We start from the raw sequence: 20,542 nt of genomic DNA, 5'->3' as shown, positions 1-20,542 counted from the left end.
TTTTTGATGATTTTTTGTTTCTTTTTAGGGAATGCGGACAAGTTGTCGACTAATAAGCAATAAATGGGGTGGATGTGTAAGGTTTTAATTTAATTGCTTTAAATTTGATTTCTTAAATGGCTGCAACTATGAGAAAACATTTATTTTTTTTATTTTTTATCTTTTGTTACGGCAGTACGTATGCTCAAAATGATGATTTGTGGCAAAAAATCAGTGTAAGTTCAAGTCTAAACAGAACAAGAGAAGCTCCGGAATCCATGGGTTTAAATTATAAGCTCAATTCAACTATTTTAAAGACCAAGCTTTTTAAGGCAACTAATAAAGGGTTAGAAAAGAGCAGTTCAGAAATTACAATTCCAAATTCAACGGGTGTTTTAGAACGATTTACTGTGTGGGAATCCTCTAATTTTGACCCTCAATTGCAGGCAAAACATCCTGAAATTAGAGCCTATGTAGGGGTTGGTCTTGATGATAAAAGTGCGAAAATTTATTTTAGTGTGGCGCCAATTGGAATACAAACAATGGTGCAGCGAATCGATAAGGCTACTGAATTTATTGAGCAAGACGCTGATGATAAAACAGTATATAGGTTATTGGTTAAAAATAATTCAGCGTCTAAGATGCTACTGGATTGTCAAACAACAGAGCTACTGGTAAATAAAAGCACGGCCAGAACTGCAAAATTAAGCTCTAGTTCAAAAGTTTTTAAAACCCTACGTTTAGCCCTGTCTTGTACAGGGGAGTATACGGCCTTTTATGGAGGCACTAAAGCGGGGGCATTAGCAGGAATGAATGCAACTTTGGCACGGGTAAATGGTGTTTTAGGTAACGATTTGGCAGTGAGGTTGCTTTTAATTGATAATACGGAGGATGTAATTTACACTGATGCTGCAACGGATCCGTATGCTGATGCTGCAACAGGAGTGCAAGGAAAATGGAATACCGAAGTGCAAGCAACCTTGACTAGTGTAATCGGAGAAGGGAATTATGATATAGGGCATTTATTTGGCGCTTCAGGTGGGGGTGGAAATGCAGGTTGTATTGGTTGCGTTTGCACAAGTCCAACGACATCAAATCCTTTAGGGAAAGGAAGTGCTTATACTTCACCTTCTGATGGAAAGCCGCAAGGTGATAATTTTGATGTTGATTTTGTGGTTCATGAAATAGGGCACCAATTAGGGGCTACTCATACCTTTTCATATGATGCAGAGGCTGGGTCAAGTCCAACGCATGTAGAGCCTGGTAGTGGTTCTACCGTAATGGGTTACGCTGGAATAACAGATGATTTTGACGTTCAAGAAAACTCGGACGATTATTTTGCTTATGTTAGTATTGCCCAAATTCAGAATAACCTAGCTACAAAAAGTTGTCCCGTTAGTACCGCCATAGGCAATAATCCACCCATAGTTGATGCTGGAATCGACTATACGATCCCTATTAGTACGCCTTTTGTTTTAAAAGGGAGCGGTTCTGACACAGAGGGGGATGCGATTACATACAATTGGGAGCAAAATGACAGTGCAAAGACGACTTCAGGATCAAACAGTATTGCTTATCCGACAAAACCAGATGGTCCATTGTTTAGATCTATAGTGCCAAGTAGTTCATCGATTCGGTATATGCCTAGTTTGAATACGGTGCTTCAAAATAAATTAACGAGCAAATGGGAGTCTGTTTCATCCATCGGTAGAACATTGCATTTTACGTTAACAGGAAGGGATAATGCCGCGCAAGGAACGGCGCAAACCAGCACGGATGATATGGTAGTGAATGTAACGGCCAATGCAGGTCCCTTTACCGTTACTTCCCATAATGGGGATGATATAAGTTGGGGACAAGGACGCAGTGAGATCGTGACTTGGACTGTGAATAAAACGAATACTTTACAGGGGTCTTCATCGGTGAACATTAAATTGTCTACCGATGGAGGGTTGAGTTTTCCTATTGTTTTAGCGTCCAATACGCCCAATGACGGTATTGAGGTGGTTGCAATGCCCACCACTGTGCCTGCATCAAAAGAGTGTAGGATTTTGATTGAGCCAACAGCTAATATATATTATGCGATTAATCCGAAGGCTTTTGCAGTAGGCTATATCGCTCAAACGAGCTGTAATTCGTACAGTTTTGGGAGTTCTTTTGCTATTGCTGAAGCTTCAGATTTTACGACAAAAAGCATAGTAGTACCTGAAACAACTGGAACGGTTTCAGATGTCAATGTTTCGCTGAATGTGACCCATGCGAGATTCGGTGATTTAGAAATTGAAATGGTAAGTCCCAAAGGAACTGTAGTACAGTTGTTTAATAGAGGTTGTTCGCGTACCAATTCGACATTAGCCCTTCAATTTGATGATCAGGGAGTTAATTTGCAATGTGATAAAACGACAGAACAAATTGTGATTCCCGTTGATGTATTGAGTGCTTTTACTGGAGAAAATGCACAGGGAACCTGGGTGTTAAGAGTTCGTGATGCTGTTGCGGGAAATTCCGGAACGATTAATACTGCTTCTATAAATATTTGTAGTCAGGTTTTTACTTTGGGAAATAGAGATATTGAGGATATAGACTTCGCACTCTATCCAAATCCGAATAAAGGTCAGTTTACTGTTCGCTTTGAAGGTCAGGGAACTACTGGGATTCAAGTTTCAGTGTATGATGTTTTAGGTAAAAGTGTTTATGCCAATACTTTTGAAAGTGCCTCTCATTTTAAACAAAATATTCAATTACCAAATGCATCCTCAGGACTTTATCTGATCAAAGTGGTAGATGGAAATAGAAAGACAGTTAAGAAAATTGTGATTAATTAAATTTCCAAATAGCGCTTTTAAAAGTGTGTGTAAGGATTTTAAAAGTGAAAGCTATTGTTTTTGTTGGGATGTACTTGGGCTAAAGGGTAGCTTTTTTGACATGTTTTAAGCAGAAAATCGGGAGCTTAGATAATTTTTCAGTGCGTAAATCGGGAGGTTAGCGGATGCTAATTTTTGAAAAAAAGGGTCTAAATTTTGAATTAAATACAAACAGAGAGATTTTAGTTACAAAAACAAGGAAATCAATGCTTCAATCTTTGTGATTTTTCTTTTTTTTAAAGGTACTTTTTATATTTTTGCAGTACTATGGCAAAACAAGAAGATATATTTAAGAATGTGGTTTCGCACGCAAAAGAGTACGGATTTATTTTTCCGTCAAGCGAAGTATACGATGGATTGAGTGCAGTGTATGATTATGCACAAAATGGTGTCGAGTTGAAAAAGAACATCCGTGAATATTGGTGGAAATCAATGGTTCAGATGAATGAGAATATTGTGGGCTTAGATGCTGCAATATTAATGCATCCAACAACTTGGAAAGCTTCAGGCCACGTTGATGCTTTCAATGATCCATTAATTGACAATAAAGATTCCAAAAGAAGATATAGAGCTGATGTTTTAATTGAAGATTATGCTGAAAAGCTAAATCAAAAAGCAATTAAAGAAATTGAGAAAGCAAGAGCTCGTTTTGGTGATGCTTTTAACGAACAAGAATTTGTTACGACAAATGCTCGTGTAGTTGAATATAAAGCAAAAGAAAGAGAGATTTTAGAACGTATGGCTCGATCTTTAGGAAATGAAGATTTAGCAGATGTAAAAGCATTAATAGAAGAGTTAGAAATTGCTGATCCTGAAACAGGATCTAGAAACTGGACAGAAGTACGTCAATTTAATTTGATGTTCGGAACTAAACTAGGAGCTTCTGCAGATACTGCAATGGATTTATATTTAAGACCAGAAACAGCTCAGGGTATTTTTGTGAATTTCCTTAATGTTCAAAAGTCGGGTCGTATGAAGATTCCTTTTGGAATTGCTCAAACGGGTAAGGCGTTTAGAAATGAAATTGTGGCAAGACAATTTATTTTCCGTATGCGTGAATTCGAACAAATGGAAATGCAATTTTTTGTGCGTCCAGGAGAAGAAATGCAGTCGTATGAATACTGGAAAGAAACGCGTTTAAAATGGCACTTATCTTTAGGGTTAGGAAAACAAAATTACCGTTTTCACGATCACGAAAAATTAGCGCACTATGCTAACGCTGCTGCGGATATTGAGTTTAATTTTCCTTTTGGATTCAAAGAATTAGAAGGAATTCACTCTCGTACAGATTTCGACTTAAAAGCACACGAAAAATTTTCAGGTAGAAAATTGCAATATTTTGATCCTGAATTGAATGAAAACTATGTGCCATATGTAGTAGAAACTTCAGTTGGTTTAGATCGTATGTTCTTAGCTGTTTTCGCAACGTCATTACAAGAAGAAACTCTTGAAGATGGTTCGACACGAACAGTTCTAAAATTACCTTCAGTTTTGGCACCAACTAAAGCAGCTATTTTACCGTTGGTTAAAAAAGATGGATTGCCAGATATCGCTAAAAAAATCATTGAAGATTTAAAATGGGATTTCAATGTGGCGTATGATGAAAAAGATGCTGTTGGTCGTCGTTATAGAAGACAGGACGCTCTTGGAACTCCATTTTGTATTACCGTAGATCATCAAACAATTGAAGATGAAACGGTAACTATTCGTCATAGAGACACCATGAAACAAGATCGAGTAAAAATTACTGAGTTAAGAGCGATTATCGAAAACGAAGTTTCGATGAAAAACTGGTTAATGAAAATGTAATTTTTAAAAATTATATTCTGAAAATCCCAAATTCTATACTAGAGTTTGGGATTTTTTAATTTTAAATAGCGTAGTTTGTGGGATATTCTTGTGTTTCATCTTTAGGGGTTAACATTTTTAGGAATGTATTAATAAAGAAATATTTGGGTAAACAACATGTTTATTTTTATTTTCGTAGTATCTAAAAAAAAAACATTTTTTCAGAAGTATTATGGGAACTAAAGTGATAGTTGTCGGTGGTTCAAGAAAAATCAACATAAACTAGTATTGGGAACGTATTCGTATATTATTATTGATGATCATGCTGAAAGTATTTTGAGAACCAAGGCAACTGCTGAGGGTTTTCCAGAATTAACTTTTGTAGCATCAGCTACGAATTATCAAAAAGGTTTGCAGTTGGTTTTAGAACGCAGACCTGCACTTGTTTTTTTAGAAATTGATCCCGATGATCTATCCAGTAATTTATCGTTTTCTTTTATTAGTGAATTACATCGGTATCTGGCTGTTATACCCAGGATAATTGTTACGACCTCTAAAAAAGATTTTGCTTTTGAAGCGATTCAATATGGCGTTTTTGATTATTTAGTAAAACCAGTGTTGGAGATTGATTTACTTAAATTGGTTCTGAAACTCGATAAAACTATTTTAGAAACAAAAGTTATTGAAACCAGAGCCAAGATCACTACTTCAATGGCTGCAGAGACAATTATAGGACAAGTTGTCGAAAAGCCGCTTGTACTATGTGTTAAATCATATGGGGACTATCGATATATCGATGTTGCCGAAATTTCTTATTTTCAAGCGGATAATAATTCGACTGACATTTATTTGAATTCGGGTGAAATGGTAACCGCTTTCAAAACATTAAAGCATTTTGCTAGTATTTTATCACATCCATTTGTTCGAATTCACAACAGTTATATAATTAATCAGAATTATATTTCGAGGATTCATAACGGAAACTCAGTTTGTTACATCAAAAACTCTTCGAAAAAGATTCCTTTTTCTAAAACCTATAAATCAAATGTCGATTTAATTATCGCTGATTTTGCTGCAGGAAATTATTTAGAAGTCTAAAAATTAAGTATTTACATTGATTTGATATCCATTGGCTACCAATTGGGTATGTTCTACCATAAACCCTGTTTTAGGTATGAATTTTTTTAGATTGTGGTGTTAGTTTTGTCTTGTGATTCGCAGTAAACGATCACCTAAAAACAAAAAAAAAGTCAAATATTTAATACCCCAAATCATGAAAAAATCAGCTTTAATATTCGGAATATTTTCTTTAGTAATGGTAGCAACTTCATTTACTACACCAGATACAGTAACTTCATTAAATTCAGATAATAAGAGCATCGCTAGCGTACTTGGAGATGGATCAGGTGGGTCAACAGGAGGTACAAGAAAACTTGATGTTATGGGAGACGGATCAGGTGGGTCAACAGGAGGTACAAGAAAACTTGATGTTATGGGAGATGGATCAGGTGGATCAACAGGAGGTACAAGAAAACTTGATTTTTATGGAGATGGATCAGGTGGATCAACAGGAGGTACAAGAAAATTAGATTAATTTGAAGCTAATTAACCGGTATCATGAGCTAAAAACAGTTTCGAAATGACCGTGTTGAAAAGTCTTTTGGTGAAGGAAAATTATAGGGTAAACCTCTATGTTTAAATAGTATTTAGGCTGTCAATTATTGGCAGCCTTTTTTTGTGTCTATAGTTTTAGTATTTTTGATGAAACTCAAGCCACAAATTGAAAAGTAAATTTCCTATAATATTGTTTTTAGTATTGGTTTTGTTGGGCTGTACCAAGGAAATTAAGTCAGAAAGGAGTCTAAATTCTTCTGAAGATAGTCTTCCTGTATATCTATCGTTGGCAAATGACCTAAGCCTTCCTTTAAACTTTAAACAAAATTACAATCAAAAAGCTTTGGCGGTAATCCTAAGTCAAAAGGATGATTCGCTTAATAAAGTAAATCTTTTTAAAGTGGCCAATCGTTATTATAATATGAGCGATTGGAAAGCCTATTTGCAAACTACCAAATTAATTTTAGAGCGATCAAAAGCGAGTAATGATTCAGTTAATGCGGCTAAAGCCTATACCTATTTGGGCGATTATTATGTGTCGCAGTCTATTTCAGATAGTGCCTTTATGAGTTATTTTAAAGCGGAAAAGTTTTATTTGCGTATAAATGATAATTATAATTTAGCAAAAACATTTTTAAGTAAGGCAAGTCTTCAATATAATGAAGGTGATTTTTTTGAAAGTGAGATTGCTGTTTTTAAAGCATTAAGCGCTTTGAAAAAAAAGAAAAATGTAAATAATCTTTTTTTTGAATGTTATAATCTTTTAGGGATATTATACAATGAGAGGGAAGAATTTACTAAAGCTTTAGAGTTTCAAAAAAAATCTTTGGCTATTTTGGAAGATAAATCCATATCACTGGAGCTTCAGTATAAAGCAGAAGCTTTAAATAATATAGGGTTTATTTATAGAAATATGCATAATTATAAACAGGCTAAATATTTTTTTGAAAAAGGACTCAAGCAAGAAAATTTATTCGAACAAAGGGCTACATTGTACGCTATACTATTGGATAATTTGGCCTATGCTAAGTTTAAGCTAAACGAAACGGATAAACTGCCTGATTTGTTTTTTCGCTCTCTACGAATTAGAGATAGTTTAGGGTTGAAGACAGCAGTAGTGACAAGTAAGATTCATTTGTCTGAATATTATGCTTCAAGGAAAGATACCTTAAAGGCGGTTAAATATGTTAAGCAAGCGCTTAATGCCTCTCGTACCTCAGGTAAAGTAGTAAGTACATTAGAAGCATTAAAGCATATAGCTCTTGTAGATCCTGAGAATGCGTCTAAATATTCTAAAGAATATATTCAGTTGAATGATAGAATGCTGAAAGCGGAGAGAAAAATGGGAGAAAAGTTTTCTCGTATAGAGTATGAAACCAATGAAATAAAGGATCAAAATTCGAATTTGCAAGAAAAAAACAAAACCTTAGTGTATGTTTTTAGTATCTGTACTTTGGTGGGTTTGTTTTTTTATATGTATAAAACACAACAGGCAAAAAATAGAGAGTTGCTTTTTAAACAGCAACAGCAGATAGCCAATGAAGATATTTATAATTTGATGATTTCACAGCAGAATGATATCGAGCTAACGCGTATTAAAGAGAAGAAAAAAGTAGCTCAGGAATTACATGATGGGGTATTGGGTAGGATGTTTGGGGTGCGAATAAGTTTGGATAGTTTAGATAAAATCGATGAGGTGCATGCAGCATCAAAACGAAAAAAATATTTAACCGAACTTAAAAACATCGAAGAAGATATACGTGAAATTTCCCATGACTTAAATAGAGAGAAATCGGATTTAATTAATAATTTTGTGGCGATTTTAAATAAACTATTTGAGGATCAGCAAAATATTTATGAGTCAAAGTTGGTTACCTCTTTTGACCCTCAGATTAAGTGGGGATTAGTAAGTAATACCGTTAAAATTAATTTATATAGAATTATTCAAGAAGCACTCCAGAATTGCAATAAGTATGCGAAAGCTAACCGTATTACAGTGGAATTTAAGAGTGAAATAAATCATTTGATTTTGTCTATTTCTGATGATGGTGTTGGATTTGATACTAAGAGAACTAAGAATGGTATCGGATTACATAATATTCATTACAGAGCTGCGGAATGTAAAGGTACTGTTACTTTGAAATCAGGTAAAGGAGAAGGAACCCATTTGATAATTAAAGTCCCTATAGATCAAAAAATAAACCTACATAATAATGACAATTGACGTAAATGCCTCGTTTTCGCGATTAATTAAACAAAATGTTTTAATTGTTGATGACCATCCTTTTATTATTGAAGGCTATAAAAATGCGATAACGCGCTACAATCCCAAGAAGTATGAGTTCCTTATTTCGCAAGCTCATGATTGTAAGTCAGGGTATGATTTAATTCAAAACAGTGATACTCCAGATTTTGATGTGGCTTTTTTAGATATTAGCATGCCTGCCTATGAGGAAAAAGATATTTTTTCTGGTGAAGATTTGGCTAAATTGATCCTTAAAAAAATGCCGAATTGTAAAATTATTTTACTGACGATGTTTACGGAGTTGTTGAAAATAAAAACGATTATTAGAACGATAAATCCCAATGGTTTAATTATTAAAAACGATCTTACTTTTGATGAGTTGCTCTTTGCGTTCGATAAAGTGATGAAAAGTGATCGCTATTATAGTCAATCGGTTCAAAAAATGTTAAATCAATCTGCTCACAATTCGATAGAAATTGATGAGTTTGACAAACAGATTTTGTTTCATTTATCAAAGGGAACCGCTACAGATGAGATGCCGCATTATATTCCGATATCGTTAAACGCCATCGAAAAGCGAAAAGTCAACCTAAAGGAATTACTTAGAGTTAAATCAGGTTTAGATGAAGAATTGGTGAAGGAAGCCAAGAGTAAAGGTCTTTTCTAGAACGATAACAAAACAAAAAACGACATCAGCTGATGTCGTTTTTTAGTACTGTAAAAATGGAGATTACTCACTTAGAGCATCCCAACCTCGTGCTTTTAAAGCAATTTTTGTGTTGGCGCGCGTTACTAAATGAATTCCTTCTGCTTCTTCTGCCATATGACCGATAACGGAGAAGTTAGGGTTTCCTTTTATTTTGTCGAAGTCATTAATGTCAATGGTGAAAAGTAATTCATAATCTTCTCCACCGTTGATCGCTACTGTAGTGCTATCAATATTGAATTCTTCACAAGTTGAAATGAACTGAGGATCTAAAGGAAGTTTGTCTTCGTATAAATTACATCCTACTTTTGATTGTTTACACAGATGAATAATCTCTGATGATAACCCGTCTGAGATGTCAATCATCGATGTTGGTTTTATTTCAAGGGCATGTAATAGCGTGCGAACATCTTTACGTGCTTCAGGTTTTAACTGACGCTCGATTAGATAGCTGTACATATCAAGGTCTGGTTGGCTATTTGGATTGACCTGAAAAACTTGCTTTTCACGTTCTAAAACCTGTAACCCCATATAAGCGGCTCCGATATCTCCTGTAACAACTAGTAAATCAGTTTGTTTGGCGCCATTTCTATAAACAATTTCGTCTTGATCAGCTTGACCAATAGCTGTAATGCTGATAATTAAACCTTTTTGTGATGAGGTGGTATCGCCACCAATAACATCCACCTTGTATTCTTTTGCAGCATGTGTAATGCCTTCAAATAGTTCTTCTAGGGCTTCCAGTGGGAAACGATTAGAAACGGCTACAGAGACGGTTATTTGCGTTGGTTTGGCGTTCATTGCACAAATGTCCGATAGGTTGACCACGACCGCTTTGTAACCTAAATGTTTTAAGGGCATATAGGCCAAATCAAAATGGACGCCTTCTATCAATAAATCGGTAGAAATAACGGCCTTTTTAGTTGAAAAATCTAGAACTGCTGCGTCATCTCCAATGCTTTTCAAGGTTGATTCTTGTGTAACATCAAAATTTTTGGTTAAATGCTCAATAAGGCCAAACTCACCTAATTGTGCTATACTGGTACGTTGAGGATTTTTATCTTCTATCATTTTTTCTAAGTTCCATGTTTTTAAGTGGCAAAGGTACAAAGTTGTGAAGGTTTTGTCTAATTTTAATCACATGTTCTCTGTAAAGGTGCATATCGCACTTAAAAAAAAGTTTTATAAAAGAAAATCTGCTGACAAAGGGTTGTCACTACTCCTGTTTACTTTTGAAGTATTAAAAATAAAATTTTAAATTATGAAAACATTAGCAGCGCAAGTAATCACTCCAGAAGATTTGTTGATCCATTGGCAAGGGCATCGTGCTCTCACGCGTCGTGTGATTGAAACTTTTCCCGAAAAAGATTTTTTTGAATTCTCAATCGGAGGAATGCGACCTTTTTCTAAATTAGTAGATGAACTTTTAGGTATAGCCGTTCCTGCTCTTAAAGGTATTGTCAATAAGGATGTTCAGCCTTATACAGAAGCAACTGAAAAATTGATTTTTAAACAACAGTACCTTGAAAAATGGGATGAAGCTACTTTGGAAATCAATCAATATTGGGCGCAGTTGGCTATCGAGGATTTTAATGAAACATTTAATCTTTTCGGCCAGTACGAATTCCCGGTAATTCAGAATATTTTATACTTTGTGGACAATGAAGTACATCACCGCGGTCAAGGATATGTATATTTGAGAGCTTTGGGAATCGAACCACCCTTTTTCTGGGAAAGATAGTTTTTGAGAATCTCTATGAAAAAATACCTAAAGGCGGGCTGTCGTGTTTAGGTATTTTTTTTTATAATAGCCTTTTTCTGTTGAGGTCAAGTAATGCTAAAGTACGTGTTTTTAGGCTTTCGGGTTCTAGTATGGTGGCGTAATCTCCAAACATTAAAAACCATCGCGGAAATGCTTCTTCGATGTCTCTTGACATAAAGGTCATTTCTATTGATCCGTCCCTTTCTTTTTCAGAAACATAGCCGTGGTAGTTTCTTTCATAGGAGAGGTATCGTGCAATTTTTTTGTCAATTAGAATCCGAACTTTCGTAGTGGGGATCGTCTCTGTTTTTTTTAAATAGGTTTCTAATGAATCGTGCTGAATTGTGAAATCGAATTCTGTTTTTAGAAGCGCATGAATTCGATCGGTTCTAAATTGACGATAATCTTTTCGTAAATGACAGTAGCCTAAAAAATACCAGTTGTTATGGTCATGAAAAACACCAACAGGTTCAATGTTTCTGGTGCTTGGTTGGTCCGCTTCTAGGGTTTTGTAGGTTAATAGAATTTGTTTTTTCTCTGCAATGCTTTCAAAAAGTAAAGACAAAGTATTGGGAGATTTATCGTGAAACAAAGGTTCGCCTGTCTGCATCAGCACTCTTGATTCTATGTTGGAAAGCCAGTCCTTATCCGTGCTTTTTAAAACGGATTTTAGTTTGTACATGGCTGAAGTATAGTGAGACCCGAGAGAGGGATCTGTGAATTTCTGCATGAGTTTTTCGGCGGCGATGAAACTACCTACTTCTTCGCGAGTAAACATCACGGGAGGCAATCTATAATCCTCCATTAAGGCATACCCAACTCCAGCTTCGCTATAGATGGGTACACCAGAAGCTTCTAGGGTACGAATATCTCGATAGATGGTTCTTAAGCTGACTTCAAATCGCTGGGCTAATTCCTGTGCTTTTACAATTTTCTTAGATTGTAATTGAATAAGGATGGCGACAATTCGATCAAATCGTTTTGGTGTTTCGTCAAGCATTTTTATGAGGTTCTTAGAATCAAAGATACAAAAGTCATCAGTTTTTAATTAAAAGCTGTGGACAGAATCCAAACAAAAAACCCGGCAACTTTTCGTTGTCGGGTTTTGTTTTACTACTTTATATCGTCTTTCTCTAGGAGAAAAGATTAGTCGTTTAATTTAAGTACAGCCATAAAAGCTTCTTGAGGAATCTCTACGTTTCCTACTTGTCTCATACGTTTTTTACCTTTTTTCTGTTTTTCAAGAAGTTTACGCTTACGCGAAATATCTCCTCCGTAACATTTTGCGGTAACGTCTTTACGTAATGCTTTGATGGTTTCACGAGAAATTACTTTTACTCCAATAGCTGCTTGAATTGGAATATCAAATTGTTGACGTGGAATCAGTTCTTTTAGTTTTTCACACATTTTTTTACCAATGTGGTAAGCGTTATCTACGTGAATCAAAGAAGATAAAGCATCAACGATGGTGGCATTCAATAAAATATCTACTTTTACTAAGTTTGAAGTTCGCATTCCAATTGGCGCGTAATCAAATGAAGCGTATCCTTTCGAAACTGTTTTTAGACGATCGTAAAAGTCAAATACAATTTCAGCAAGTGGCATATCAAAAGTCAATTCTACTCTTTCGGTAGTCAAATAGGTTTGATTGGTAATTAAACCACGTTTTTCAATACACAAACTCATTACGTTTCCAACAAAATCAGCTTTGGTGATAATAGTTGCTTTAATGTATGGTTCTTCTACGTGATCTAATTTTGATGGTTCAGGTAAATCTGAAGGGTTGTTTACTACAAATCCTACTGTAGGATCTTTTTTGGTGTAAGCCAAATAAGAAACGTTGGGAACTGTTGTAATTACGGTCATGTTGAACTCACGTTCTAGTCTTTCTTGGATAATCTCCATGTGTAACATTCCTAAGAATCCACAACGGAAACCAAATCCTAAAGCGGCAGAACTTTCAGGTAAAAACACTAAAGAAGCATCGTTCAGTTGTAGTTTTTCCATCGAGTTACGTAACTCTTCATAATCTTCAGTGTCTACAGGGTAAATTCCAGCAAATACCATTGGTTTTACATCCTCAAAACCCGTAATCATATTGGTTGTTGGTGTTTTAGCATCAGTTAAGGTATCCCCAACTTTTACTTCTTTGGCTTCTTTGATCCCTGAGATCAAATAACCAACATCACCAGCAGAAATAACATTTTTAGGAACCTGGTTTAATTTCAAAGTTCCAATTTCATCAGCAAAATATTCATTGCCTGTTGCCATGAATTTGATTTTTTGCCCTTTTTTAATCTGTCCGTTTTTCACACGGAAGATAACTTCAATTCCACGAAACGGATTGTAGTGTGAATCGAAAATCAAAGCCTGTAAAGGCTCATCTATATTTCCTTTAGGAGGAGGGATTCTTTCAATAATGGCTGCCAAAATATTTTCAACACCTAATCCTGTTTTACCAGAGGCGTGAATGATTTCTTCTAGCTTACATCCTAATAAGTCAACAATATCATCGCTAACTTCTTCAGGGTTTGCACTCGGTAAATCAACTTTGTTTAGAATAGGAATAATTTCCAAGTCGTTTTCTAAAGCCAAGTACAGGTTTGAAATGGTTTGCGCCTGTATGCTTTGTGCAGCATCTACAATAAGAAGGGCACCTTCGCAGGCAGCAATAGATCGAGAAACTTCGTATGAAAAGTCAACGTGACCAGGAGTGTCAATTAAATTTAAAATATATTCCTCGCCTTTATAAGTGTATTCCATTTGAATGGCGTGACTCTTAATGGTGATTCCACGTTCGCGCTCCAGATCCATGTTGTCAAGCAATTGTGCTTTTTCCTCACGAGCTGTAACGGTTTGTGTAGCGCCCAATAAGCGATCTGCCAGTGTACTTTTACCGTGGTCAATGTGTGCAATAATGCAAAAGTTACGTATCTTCTTCATTTTTAATATGTCAATTCTCTTACGAGTTTAAGTAATTCTTGGGTGTGATTTTACCCTAGAGCAATTGCTGTAGAGCGTGTTATTAATCCGCAAAGATAGCGCAAAGTTTTGGATTCTGGAATGTAGTTGTTCGATTGTTCGATGCCGAGATTTAAATAAGGTCCTAAAACTTAAAAATAAAGGCTTTTTTGGTCCATTGGCTGTCTGTATTCTGCCTGAAACAGGGGGTAGGGAGAAGACTGTATTTGGGATTTTTTGTTTTTTACATGTGGAAACGCTCGTTTTTACTCTTTCATTTTCGTTAAGGGGATAGTAGCGCGATGCTATGAAGGGAAATTAGGCCTAGTCTACTAAAGAAAAACCCGACAGGTTTTAGAACGTGTCGGGTATGTTATGGTGGTATTGGTACTGATGCTGAATTATTCTTTTTCAGTAGTTTCTTCTGATTTCTCAGTTTGGCTCTCTTTGAAGGTATCGTACCATTTTTCAATAGAAGGATAAACAAAGGCCGCTACTTTTTTTACTGGATTGTAGAAAAAGGATTTGTCTAGGGTTTCTTGCTTGGCAAAAGTATTGTTGAAATTGATCTTTTCAAACAGGGCAATAACAATGCTTAAAATCAAGATCGTTTTCAATACTCTGAAAAAGCCTCCACCTAGTTTATTGGCCCATCCCAAAAAGGCGAAATCTGCAATTCCAGTAAGGATTTTTGCTAAAAAATAAACGCCTATCACAACTAAAATAAAGGTGAGCAAAAAAGCGGTTACTTGGATCGTATTGGGATTCCAGGAAACGTGCTTCATAATGATTTCTTTCATGAGTGAAGAAAACTTAATGGCTAAATAGATTCCTAATAAAAGAGAAACAAAAGAGGCCACTTCTACAAAAAGTCCATTTTTGATGCCTTTGTATAAACCAAAGGCCAAAAGTGCTCCCAAAATCATATCTAAAAAACTCATATTATCTGTTGGTTATAATGAAAGCGCAAATATAAAAGAATTATCAAGTAGAGATTGTCAAATTTCAAGTTCTTATCTTTGTAAGCGGATTTATGTTTTTTTAATCCAAATAAGGCACTCGAGCAAGTCCGAAGTGCAGCATTCATAAACAACACTATAAAAATGTCAAGAGATACACAACTAAAAGAGCGCTGGGAAAAGCTCGTCGATATACTTTCAAATCAATTCTCACAAGGAGAAGACTTAGATTTGGATGCTATAATTTACCTAATAGGTGTTCAAGAACTAGGTAAAGTACACCGCGAATTCAAAAAAGACGAAAAATTAAACCTAATGCACATTGCTATTTGTCGATTATTAGAACCTTATGGGTTTTATGAATTCGATTTTTTTGATGCAGAGGGATGGCCTCATTACAAAGTGAAAGAAGAGTTACCAGCACTAAAAGCGGGGGAACAATCTGTTTTAATGAAAGAAGCCATTGTAAATTATTTTTTAGAAAGAGAACTTATAGAGTAGTTTTCGGTGGCGGTCACTGTTTTTAGAAATATACTTAACTGAAAACTGCAATTGTGACTGCTAACTTTCAACTAAAATTATGTAAATTTGTATTCTCAATTATTGAATGAAAATGATAGATAAGATAAAAGACTATATCGGCGAAGCTAATGCTTTTTCAACTGATAATGCAGCAGAGCTAGAGGCATTTCGTATAAAATTCTTAGGAAAGAAAGGAGTCTTAAATGATTTTTTTGCTGAGTTTAAAAATGTTCCTAACGATCAAAAAAAGGAATTTGGACAAGTAATAAATGCTTTAAAAACAGCTGCTGAAGAAAAAGTCAAAGCAATTGTTGAAGCGTTAGAGAGCAAACAAGAAGTTAAAGGGATGTTTGGGGATTTAACCCGAGCAGCTGAACCTGTAATTATTGGTTCTCGTCACCCTATTTCAATCGTTAAAAATCAAATTATAGATATTTTTGCTAATATTGGATTCAATGTTTCCGAAGGTCCGGAAATTGAAGATGATTGGCATAATTTTACAGCATTGAATTTGCCAGAATACCATCCGGCACGTGATATGCAGGATACTTTTTTCATTCAGACGAATCCAGATGTGTTGTTGCGTACGCATACTTCATCGGTTCAGGTGCGTTATATGGAAAATCACAAACCGCCAATTCGTACGATCTCTCCAGGTAGAGTGTTTCGTAATGAAGCAATTTCTTCTCGTTCACATTGTATCTTTCATCAAGTGGAAGGATTATACATCGACAAAGAGGTGTCATTTGCTGATTTGAAACAAACCTTACTTTATTTTACGAAGGAAATGTTTGGAAAATCTAAGATCCGTTTACGTCCATCTTATTTTCCGTTTACAGAACCAAGCGCCGAAATTGATATTTATTGGGGGTTAAAAACAGAAACAGACTACCGTATTACTAAAGGAACTGGTTGGTTGGAAATTGGTGGTTGCGGAATGGTAGATCCAAACGTTCTTAAAAACTGTGATATCAATCCTGACGAGTACAATGGTTTTGCTTTTGGAATGGGAGTAGAGCGTATTGCGATGCTGTTGTACCAAATTGGTGATATCCGTATGTTTTATGAGAACGACGTTCGTTTCTTAGAACAGTTTAAAGCTAATATATAATTGCGATTCTGAGTGTAGTGAAATAAAGAGCTGTCTTTTAGTTTTTTAGATGTCTTTTCAAGGTCTAAGTACTATAGAAGAGATCGGGCTAAAGTCTCAGGGGATATTTATAAAATTAATTACAGTATAAGATAGACCTTTGTTTGAGTTTAGACTCAGACAAAGGTTTTTAAAGTTTTGATAAAAATGAAAAAAGACATAACAATTCCAGAAGTAGAAAATGTGTTTCTTGCCGCTGTGCAGGAATGGAGCGATGATTTCATGGAAAAGGTCTGGTATGCTTACCTGATAAACGATAGTGATTTTAATATTGATAGTGTGATGGTGGTTTCTAAAGCGTTCGGGACCATCGATGGTGAAATGAAAAAAACATCTGTTTTACGTCACGCCTTTGTTGAAGTTCCTGCTGTTTCAGTAGTGAAAATCGAAATGATCGAGAAAAGTCTATTGGTTTTAAATAATGAATTTATGGTGACTTTCTTTATTGGAAACACCTTGTATGATAAGAAGTTCATCTTTAAGTCGAATTTAATCAATGAAAAGGATACAGAAGAAGTGCCTATTTTGTTTGTTGAAGGCGTAATGGTAAAGTAGAGATAGAATAGAAATAGATATAAAAAAGAGTCAAGGTAGATATACATCCGCTTTGACTCTTTTTTTATTTGAAAAACACAAGTTTGTGTTTGTGCTGGGTGTTTAATCCAATGATTCAGTTAGTTTCTTAAATACGGTTTTGGCATCTTTCCCTTCGTATAAAATACTGTAGACAGCATCTATAATAGGGGTTTTGGCTCCGTACCCTTGATTGAGTTTATAGGCACTTTTAGTGGCATAATAGCCTTCGGCAACCATGCTCATTTCCATCATCGCACTTTTTACAGTATATCCTTTTCCAATCATGTTTCCGAACATTCTGTTTCTAGAGAAGATGGAGTATCCTGTAACCAATAAGTCGCCTAAATAAGCCGAGTCATTGATGTTGCGTTTCATTTTATGTACTTTTTTGATGAATTTTTTCATTTCACGGATTCCGTTACTCATCATTACAGATTGAAAGTTATCTCCGTAACCTAGACCATGAGCAATTCCAGCCGCAATGGCGTAAATATTTTTAAGCATCGCTGCATATTCAGTACCAATAATATCGTCGGAGATTTTGGCTTTAATATAGTTTCCAGACAGGTGTTCGGCTACATTTTTGGCTTTGTCTGGATCACCACAGGCAATAGTTAAGTACGAAAGTCTCTCCAGTGCTACTTCTTCTGCATGACAAGGACCTGTAATAACCCCAATGTTGTAATAAGGAATGTCGTATTGGATGTGAAAATGCTCTCCCACAATTAGACTCGTTTCGGGAACAATTCCTTTTATGGCAGAAAAGATAATTTTATCGGCCAAAGAAACCGTTAATTTTTCTAATTCAGTATTTAAAAAAGCGGATGGAATGGCAAAAATAACATAATCTGCATATTCGATCGCTTCATTGATGTTGTTGGTTAATTTAAGTTTTTTGGTATCGAATTCCACCGAACTTAAATAATTTGGATTGTGTTTGTATTTTTGAATGTGCTCGATCGCAGCGTCATTACGCATATACCATGCAATTTCTGAAAGATTTACGCATAACATTTTTGCTATGGCTGTTGCCCAGCTTCCTCCTCCAATTACTGCAAACTTTAAATTTTCGCTCATTATTTTACTGATTTAAAGCAAAAGTACTTAATTAAGTGCTATTAATACAAAATCTCATTTGAGAAATTTAAAAATCAGTGTCGATTTGGATGATTTTCAGGGGCTTTGAAAAAAATAATTAATTTTTTTTCACCTCTGATACAATAATATTTTAATTGATGCGTTGTAACTCATTATAAATTAGAATTTTAAATGAGTTTAGCAGAAATTGAGTTAGTTAATTTTGTTTTAGTATTTTGAAAAGGCGTTCCTAATTAACTTAAGAACGCCTTTCTATTTTTAATAAAGTATTGAATTTTGGACAATCTTCTAGGTTCGAATCACTAATAACTCATTTCCACTATCGATTTTACTTTGTCTAAAGTGATCAATTGTTTTTCTCCTAAACCTTTCCATCCTCTCTCATCAAATCGATTCACTATAAAGTCAGCTGTTTGGCTATAATCAGCTGTGTATTGGGATAATTTAGTGTCCATTCCCATAGTGTGGAAAAATTCGATCGTTTTGCTGATGGCCTCTTGAGCTACTTGTTCATCAGCACCTGTGAGGTTGAAGATGCGTCGTCCGTATTGGGCTAATTTCTCTTTCTTAGAGTCAAACATGACCTGGTATAAGCTAGGGCCTATAATGGCTAGTGTTCGGGCGTGATCGATTCCGTATAGCGCAGTTAATTCATGACCAATCATATGGGTTGCCCAGTCTGAGGGTACTCCTTTTTGAATTAAACCGTTTAAGGCCATGGTACAGCTCCACATAAAATTCGATGCCAAAGCGTAATCGGTAGGGGAGTTAACGACTTTTGGGCCCACTTCAATTAGTGTTTGTAAAATCCCTTCAGCGATTCTATCTTGTAAGTAACCTTCATGTAGGTAGGTTAAGTACTGCTCTAGTACGTGAGTGTAGGCATCTACAACACCATTTTGTAATTGTCTTTTGGGTAAAGAAGCGATCACTGTTGGGTCGCAGATTGAGAATTGTGGAAACATGGCACTTCCGCCAAACGCTAATTTTTCCTGAGTAGCTTCAATGGTAACAACAGCTCCTGAATTCATTTCGCTTCCAGTGGCTGGTAAAGTTAGGACTGTACCGAAAGGCATAGCGTTTTCTTTAATGAGCAAGCGCTTTTGTAAAATGTCAATCGGGTTGCCCTGAAAGTGAACGGCTGCCGAAATGAATTTTACCCCATCAATAACAGATCCACCACCTACTGCAAGAATAAAATCAATTTTCTCTGCTTTTATAATTTCGACCGCTTTCATTAACGTTTCAAAATGGGGATTTGGTTCGATTCCGCCAAATTCCACGATATGGAAACCTTTTAAATTGTTGAGGACTTGCTCGTGAATTCCATTTTTAAAAATACTACCGCCGCCGTAGGCAAGTAAGATTTTTGCGTCTTTGGGAACCAAGCTTGATAGTTTTTCTATTTGTCCTTTTCCGAAAATTAAATTCGTTGGATTGTATAGTTCGAAGTTTAACATCTAGTTATTTTTTATTGTTTAATTGTTGTAATAGTTTTCCAGCAACAAGTTTAGAGGAAGCAGGGTTTTGTCCAGTAATCAAAAGACCGTCTTCAACAGCATAGGGATGCCAGTTTTCTCCCTTAGAGAAAATAGCTCCATTTTGAGTTAACGCATCTTCTAGTAAAAAGGGAACTACTTTGGTTAGACCAACAGCTTCTTCTTCAGTATTGGTGAAACCCGTTACTTTTTTGCCTTTTACTAAAAATTGACCGTTAGCTTTTACGTTTTTTAGAACTGCTGGGGCATGGCAAACGAATGCGACAGGTTTGTTGTGGGTGTAAAAAGATTCAATTAAAGCTATTGAGTTTTTGTCTTCAACCAGATCCCAAAGTGGTCCATGTCCACCAGGGTAAAAAACAGCATCATAGTCCTTCTGATCGATGGTTGAAAGTTTTAAGGTATGTTGTAGCTTTTCTTGCAAGCCCTTGTCAGCATCAAAGCGTTTGGTGTCTTCTGTTGCAGAAGCCGGATCTGCACTCTTGGGATCAATAGGAGGCTGACCACCTAGTGGGGTTGCAATGGTAATTTCAACGCCTTGATCTAATAATTCGTAATAGGGTGCAGCAAACTCTTCTGACCAAAATCCTGTTTTTTCTCCTGTATTGCCCAGTTTATCATTACTGGTGACAACAAATAATACTTTTTTCATCCCTTTTTTGTTTGATTTTTGAGCGCTAACCGTTAGGCTAGTGGCAGTAAATAGTATAATAGCGAGTAATGGTAATTTTTTCATCGTTTTAAATTTTTATCAAAGTTACCGTTTAAGTGATATTAGTAAAAATAAAATAAACTATGTTTGTTATAAATATATTTATA

17 protein-coding genes are annotated in these 20,542 nt (G+C 35.6%); 10 read left to right on the top strand and 7 right to left on the bottom strand.

Annotated features, from left to right (window positions below):
* The first annotated feature begins 128 nt into the window (after window positions 1-128).
* The 6 genes from AC51AA_RS12520 to AC51AA_RS12495 all read left to right on the top strand — a co-directional run bounded on the left by AC51AA_RS12520 (window position 129) and on the right by AC51AA_RS12495 (window position 9,157).
* Window positions 129-2,804 (top strand): zinc-dependent metalloprotease, encoded by a 2,676-nt coding sequence (locus AC51AA_RS12520; protein ID WP_500702571.1) that lies wholly within the window; start codon window positions 129-131, stop codon window positions 2,802-2,804.
* Between the two features lie 306 nt (window positions 2,805-3,110).
* A complete protein-coding gene (locus AC51AA_RS12515; protein WP_500702570.1) occupies window positions 3,111-4,652 on the top strand; it encodes a glycine--tRNA ligase in 1,542 nt (513 codons plus the stop codon).
* 267 nt (window positions 4,653-4,919) lie between these two features.
* Window positions 4,920-5,729 carry a LytR/AlgR family response regulator transcription factor gene (locus AC51AA_RS12510; RefSeq protein ID WP_500702569.1) on the top strand — a complete coding sequence of 270 codons (810 nt, stop codon included), beginning with the start codon at window positions 4,920-4,922 and terminating at the stop codon, window positions 5,727-5,729.
* A gap of 175 nt (window positions 5,730-5,904) precedes the next feature.
* On the top strand, window positions 5,905-6,225 hold the full coding sequence (locus AC51AA_RS12505; protein WP_500702568.1) for a hypothetical protein: 321 nt from the start codon (window positions 5,905-5,907) through the stop codon (window positions 6,223-6,225).
* A 186-nt stretch (window positions 6,226-6,411) separates the two neighbouring features.
* On the top strand, window positions 6,412-8,469 hold the full coding sequence (locus tag AC51AA_RS12500) for a tetratricopeptide repeat-containing sensor histidine kinase (RefSeq protein ID WP_500702567.1): 2,058 nt from the start codon (window positions 6,412-6,414) through the stop codon (window positions 8,467-8,469).
* Window positions 8,459-9,157 (top strand): response regulator, encoded by a 699-nt coding sequence (locus AC51AA_RS12495; protein WP_500702566.1) that lies wholly within the window; start codon window positions 8,459-8,461, stop codon window positions 9,155-9,157. The genes AC51AA_RS12500 and AC51AA_RS12495 overlap by 11 nt, the downstream gene beginning before the upstream one ends.
* A 63-nt stretch (window positions 9,158-9,220) precedes the next feature.
* On the opposite strand, the gene thiL is transcribed toward AC51AA_RS12495, so the two are convergent.
* A complete protein-coding gene (gene thiL / locus AC51AA_RS12490) occupies window positions 9,221-10,267 on the bottom strand; it encodes a thiamine-phosphate kinase (protein WP_500702565.1) in 1,047 nt (348 codons plus the stop codon).
* 190 nt (window positions 10,268-10,457) lie between these two features.
* Between thiL and AC51AA_RS12485 the strand changes: the two genes are divergently transcribed.
* On the top strand, window positions 10,458-10,937 hold the full coding sequence (locus AC51AA_RS12485) for a DinB family protein (RefSeq protein ID WP_500702564.1): 480 nt from the start codon (window positions 10,458-10,460) through the stop codon (window positions 10,935-10,937).
* 61 nt (window positions 10,938-10,998) lie between these two features.
* Here AC51AA_RS12485 and AC51AA_RS12480 read toward each other — a convergent pair whose 3' ends face one another.
* The 3 genes from AC51AA_RS12480 to AC51AA_RS12470 all read right to left on the bottom strand — a co-directional run bounded on the left by AC51AA_RS12480 (window position 10,999) and on the right by AC51AA_RS12470 (window position 14,860).
* Window positions 10,999-11,958, bottom strand: coding sequence for a helix-turn-helix transcriptional regulator (locus tag AC51AA_RS12480; RefSeq protein ID WP_500702563.1), 960 nt, complete (start codon window positions 11,956-11,958; stop codon window positions 10,999-11,001).
* Between the two features lie 146 nt (window positions 11,959-12,104).
* Complete coding sequence (gene lepA / locus AC51AA_RS12475; protein WP_500702562.1) at window positions 12,105-13,901, bottom strand: translation elongation factor 4; 1,797 nt, start codon at window positions 13,899-13,901, stop codon at window positions 12,105-12,107.
* Window positions 13,902-14,320: 419 nt separating this feature from the next.
* Entirely contained in the window at window positions 14,321-14,860 is a 540-nt protein-coding gene (locus AC51AA_RS12470) for a CvpA family protein (protein ID WP_500702561.1), read from the bottom strand.
* 162 nt (window positions 14,861-15,022) lie between these two features.
* Here AC51AA_RS12470 and AC51AA_RS12465 point away from each other — a divergent pair, with 162 nt between their 5' ends.
* From AC51AA_RS12465 to AC51AA_RS12455, 3 genes are all read left to right on the top strand, one after another.
* Entirely contained in the window at window positions 15,023-15,379 is a 357-nt protein-coding gene (locus AC51AA_RS12465; RefSeq protein ID WP_078006785.1) for a hypothetical protein, read from the top strand.
* A 112-nt stretch (window positions 15,380-15,491) separates the two neighbouring features.
* Window positions 15,492-16,511, top strand: a complete 1,020-nt coding sequence (pheS, locus tag AC51AA_RS12460) for a phenylalanine--tRNA ligase subunit alpha (RefSeq protein WP_500702560.1) — start codon at window positions 15,492-15,494, stop codon at window positions 16,509-16,511.
* 186 nt (window positions 16,512-16,697) lie between these two features.
* Window positions 16,698-17,105, top strand: a complete 408-nt coding sequence (locus tag AC51AA_RS12455) for a hypothetical protein (protein ID WP_500702559.1) — start codon at window positions 16,698-16,700, stop codon at window positions 17,103-17,105.
* Window positions 17,106-17,207: 102 nt separating this feature from the next.
* Here the strand turns inward: AC51AA_RS12455 and AC51AA_RS12450 are convergent, their stop codons facing one another.
* The 3 genes from AC51AA_RS12450 to AC51AA_RS12440 all read right to left on the bottom strand — a co-directional run bounded on the left by AC51AA_RS12450 (window position 17,208) and on the right by AC51AA_RS12440 (window position 20,459).
* A complete protein-coding gene (locus tag AC51AA_RS12450; RefSeq protein WP_500702558.1) occupies window positions 17,208-18,203 on the bottom strand; it encodes an NAD(P)H-dependent glycerol-3-phosphate dehydrogenase in 996 nt (331 codons plus the stop codon).
* A gap of 323 nt (window positions 18,204-18,526) precedes the next feature.
* Window positions 18,527-19,684 carry an iron-containing alcohol dehydrogenase gene (locus AC51AA_RS12445; protein WP_500702557.1) on the bottom strand — a complete coding sequence of 386 codons (1,158 nt, stop codon included), beginning with the start codon at window positions 19,682-19,684 and terminating at the stop codon, window positions 18,527-18,529.
* 4 nt (window positions 19,685-19,688) lie between these two features.
* Window positions 19,689-20,459: a type 1 glutamine amidotransferase domain-containing protein gene (locus AC51AA_RS12440; protein WP_500702556.1), complete on the bottom strand. Its 771-nt coding sequence runs from the start codon at window positions 20,457-20,459 to the stop codon at window positions 19,689-19,691.
* Between the last annotated feature and the right edge of the window lie 83 nt (window positions 20,460-20,542).

Source organism: Flavobacterium sp. OHVDL-2026-0007, assembly GCF_059882335.1.
The sequence above is the reverse complement of the archived record's forward strand: the minus strand, read 5'-3'. Positions and strand labels throughout refer to the sequence as shown.

Bases quoted from the DNA above. Each gene is read 5' to 3' on its own strand.
- AC51AA_RS12445 (WP_500702557.1), bottom strand. From the start codon at position 19,684: ATGTTAAACTTCGAACTATACAATCCAACGAATTTAATTTTCGGAAAA.
- AC51AA_RS12455 (WP_500702559.1), top strand. From the start codon at position 16,698: ATGAAAAAAGACATAACAATTCCAGAAGTAGAAAATGTGTTTCTTGCC.
- AC51AA_RS12470 (WP_500702561.1), bottom strand. From the start codon at position 14,860: ATGAGTTTTTTAGATATGATTTTGGGAGCACTTTTGGCCTTTGGTTTA.
- AC51AA_RS12520 (WP_500702571.1), top strand. From the start codon at position 129: ATGAGAAAACATTTATTTTTTTTATTTTTTATCTTTTGTTACGGCAGT.
- thiL (WP_500702565.1), bottom strand. From the start codon at position 10,267: ATGATAGAAGATAAAAATCCTCAACGTACCAGTATAGCACAATTAGGT.
- AC51AA_RS12480 (WP_500702563.1), bottom strand. From the start codon at position 11,958: ATGCTTGACGAAACACCAAAACGATTTGATCGAATTGTCGCCATCCTT.
- AC51AA_RS12440 (WP_500702556.1), bottom strand. From the start codon at position 20,459: ATGAAAAAATTACCATTACTCGCTATTATACTATTTACTGCCACTAGC.
- lepA (WP_500702562.1), bottom strand. From the start codon at position 13,901: ATGAAGAAGATACGTAACTTTTGCATTATTGCACACATTGACCACGGT.
- AC51AA_RS12450 (WP_500702558.1), bottom strand. From the start codon at position 18,203: ATGAGCGAAAATTTAAAGTTTGCAGTAATTGGAGGAGGAAGCTGGGCA.
- AC51AA_RS12515 (WP_500702570.1), top strand. From the start codon at position 3,111: ATGGCAAAACAAGAAGATATATTTAAGAATGTGGTTTCGCACGCAAAA.
- pheS (WP_500702560.1), top strand. From the start codon at position 15,492: ATGATAGATAAGATAAAAGACTATATCGGCGAAGCTAATGCTTTTTCA.
- AC51AA_RS12465 (WP_078006785.1), top strand. From the start codon at position 15,023: ATGTCAAGAGATACACAACTAAAAGAGCGCTGGGAAAAGCTCGTCGAT.
- AC51AA_RS12505 (WP_500702568.1), top strand. From the start codon at position 5,905: ATGAAAAAATCAGCTTTAATATTCGGAATATTTTCTTTAGTAATGGTA.
- AC51AA_RS12495 (WP_500702566.1), top strand. From the start codon at position 8,459: ATGACAATTGACGTAAATGCCTCGTTTTCGCGATTAATTAAACAAAAT.
- AC51AA_RS12485 (WP_500702564.1), top strand. From the start codon at position 10,458: ATGAAAACATTAGCAGCGCAAGTAATCACTCCAGAAGATTTGTTGATC.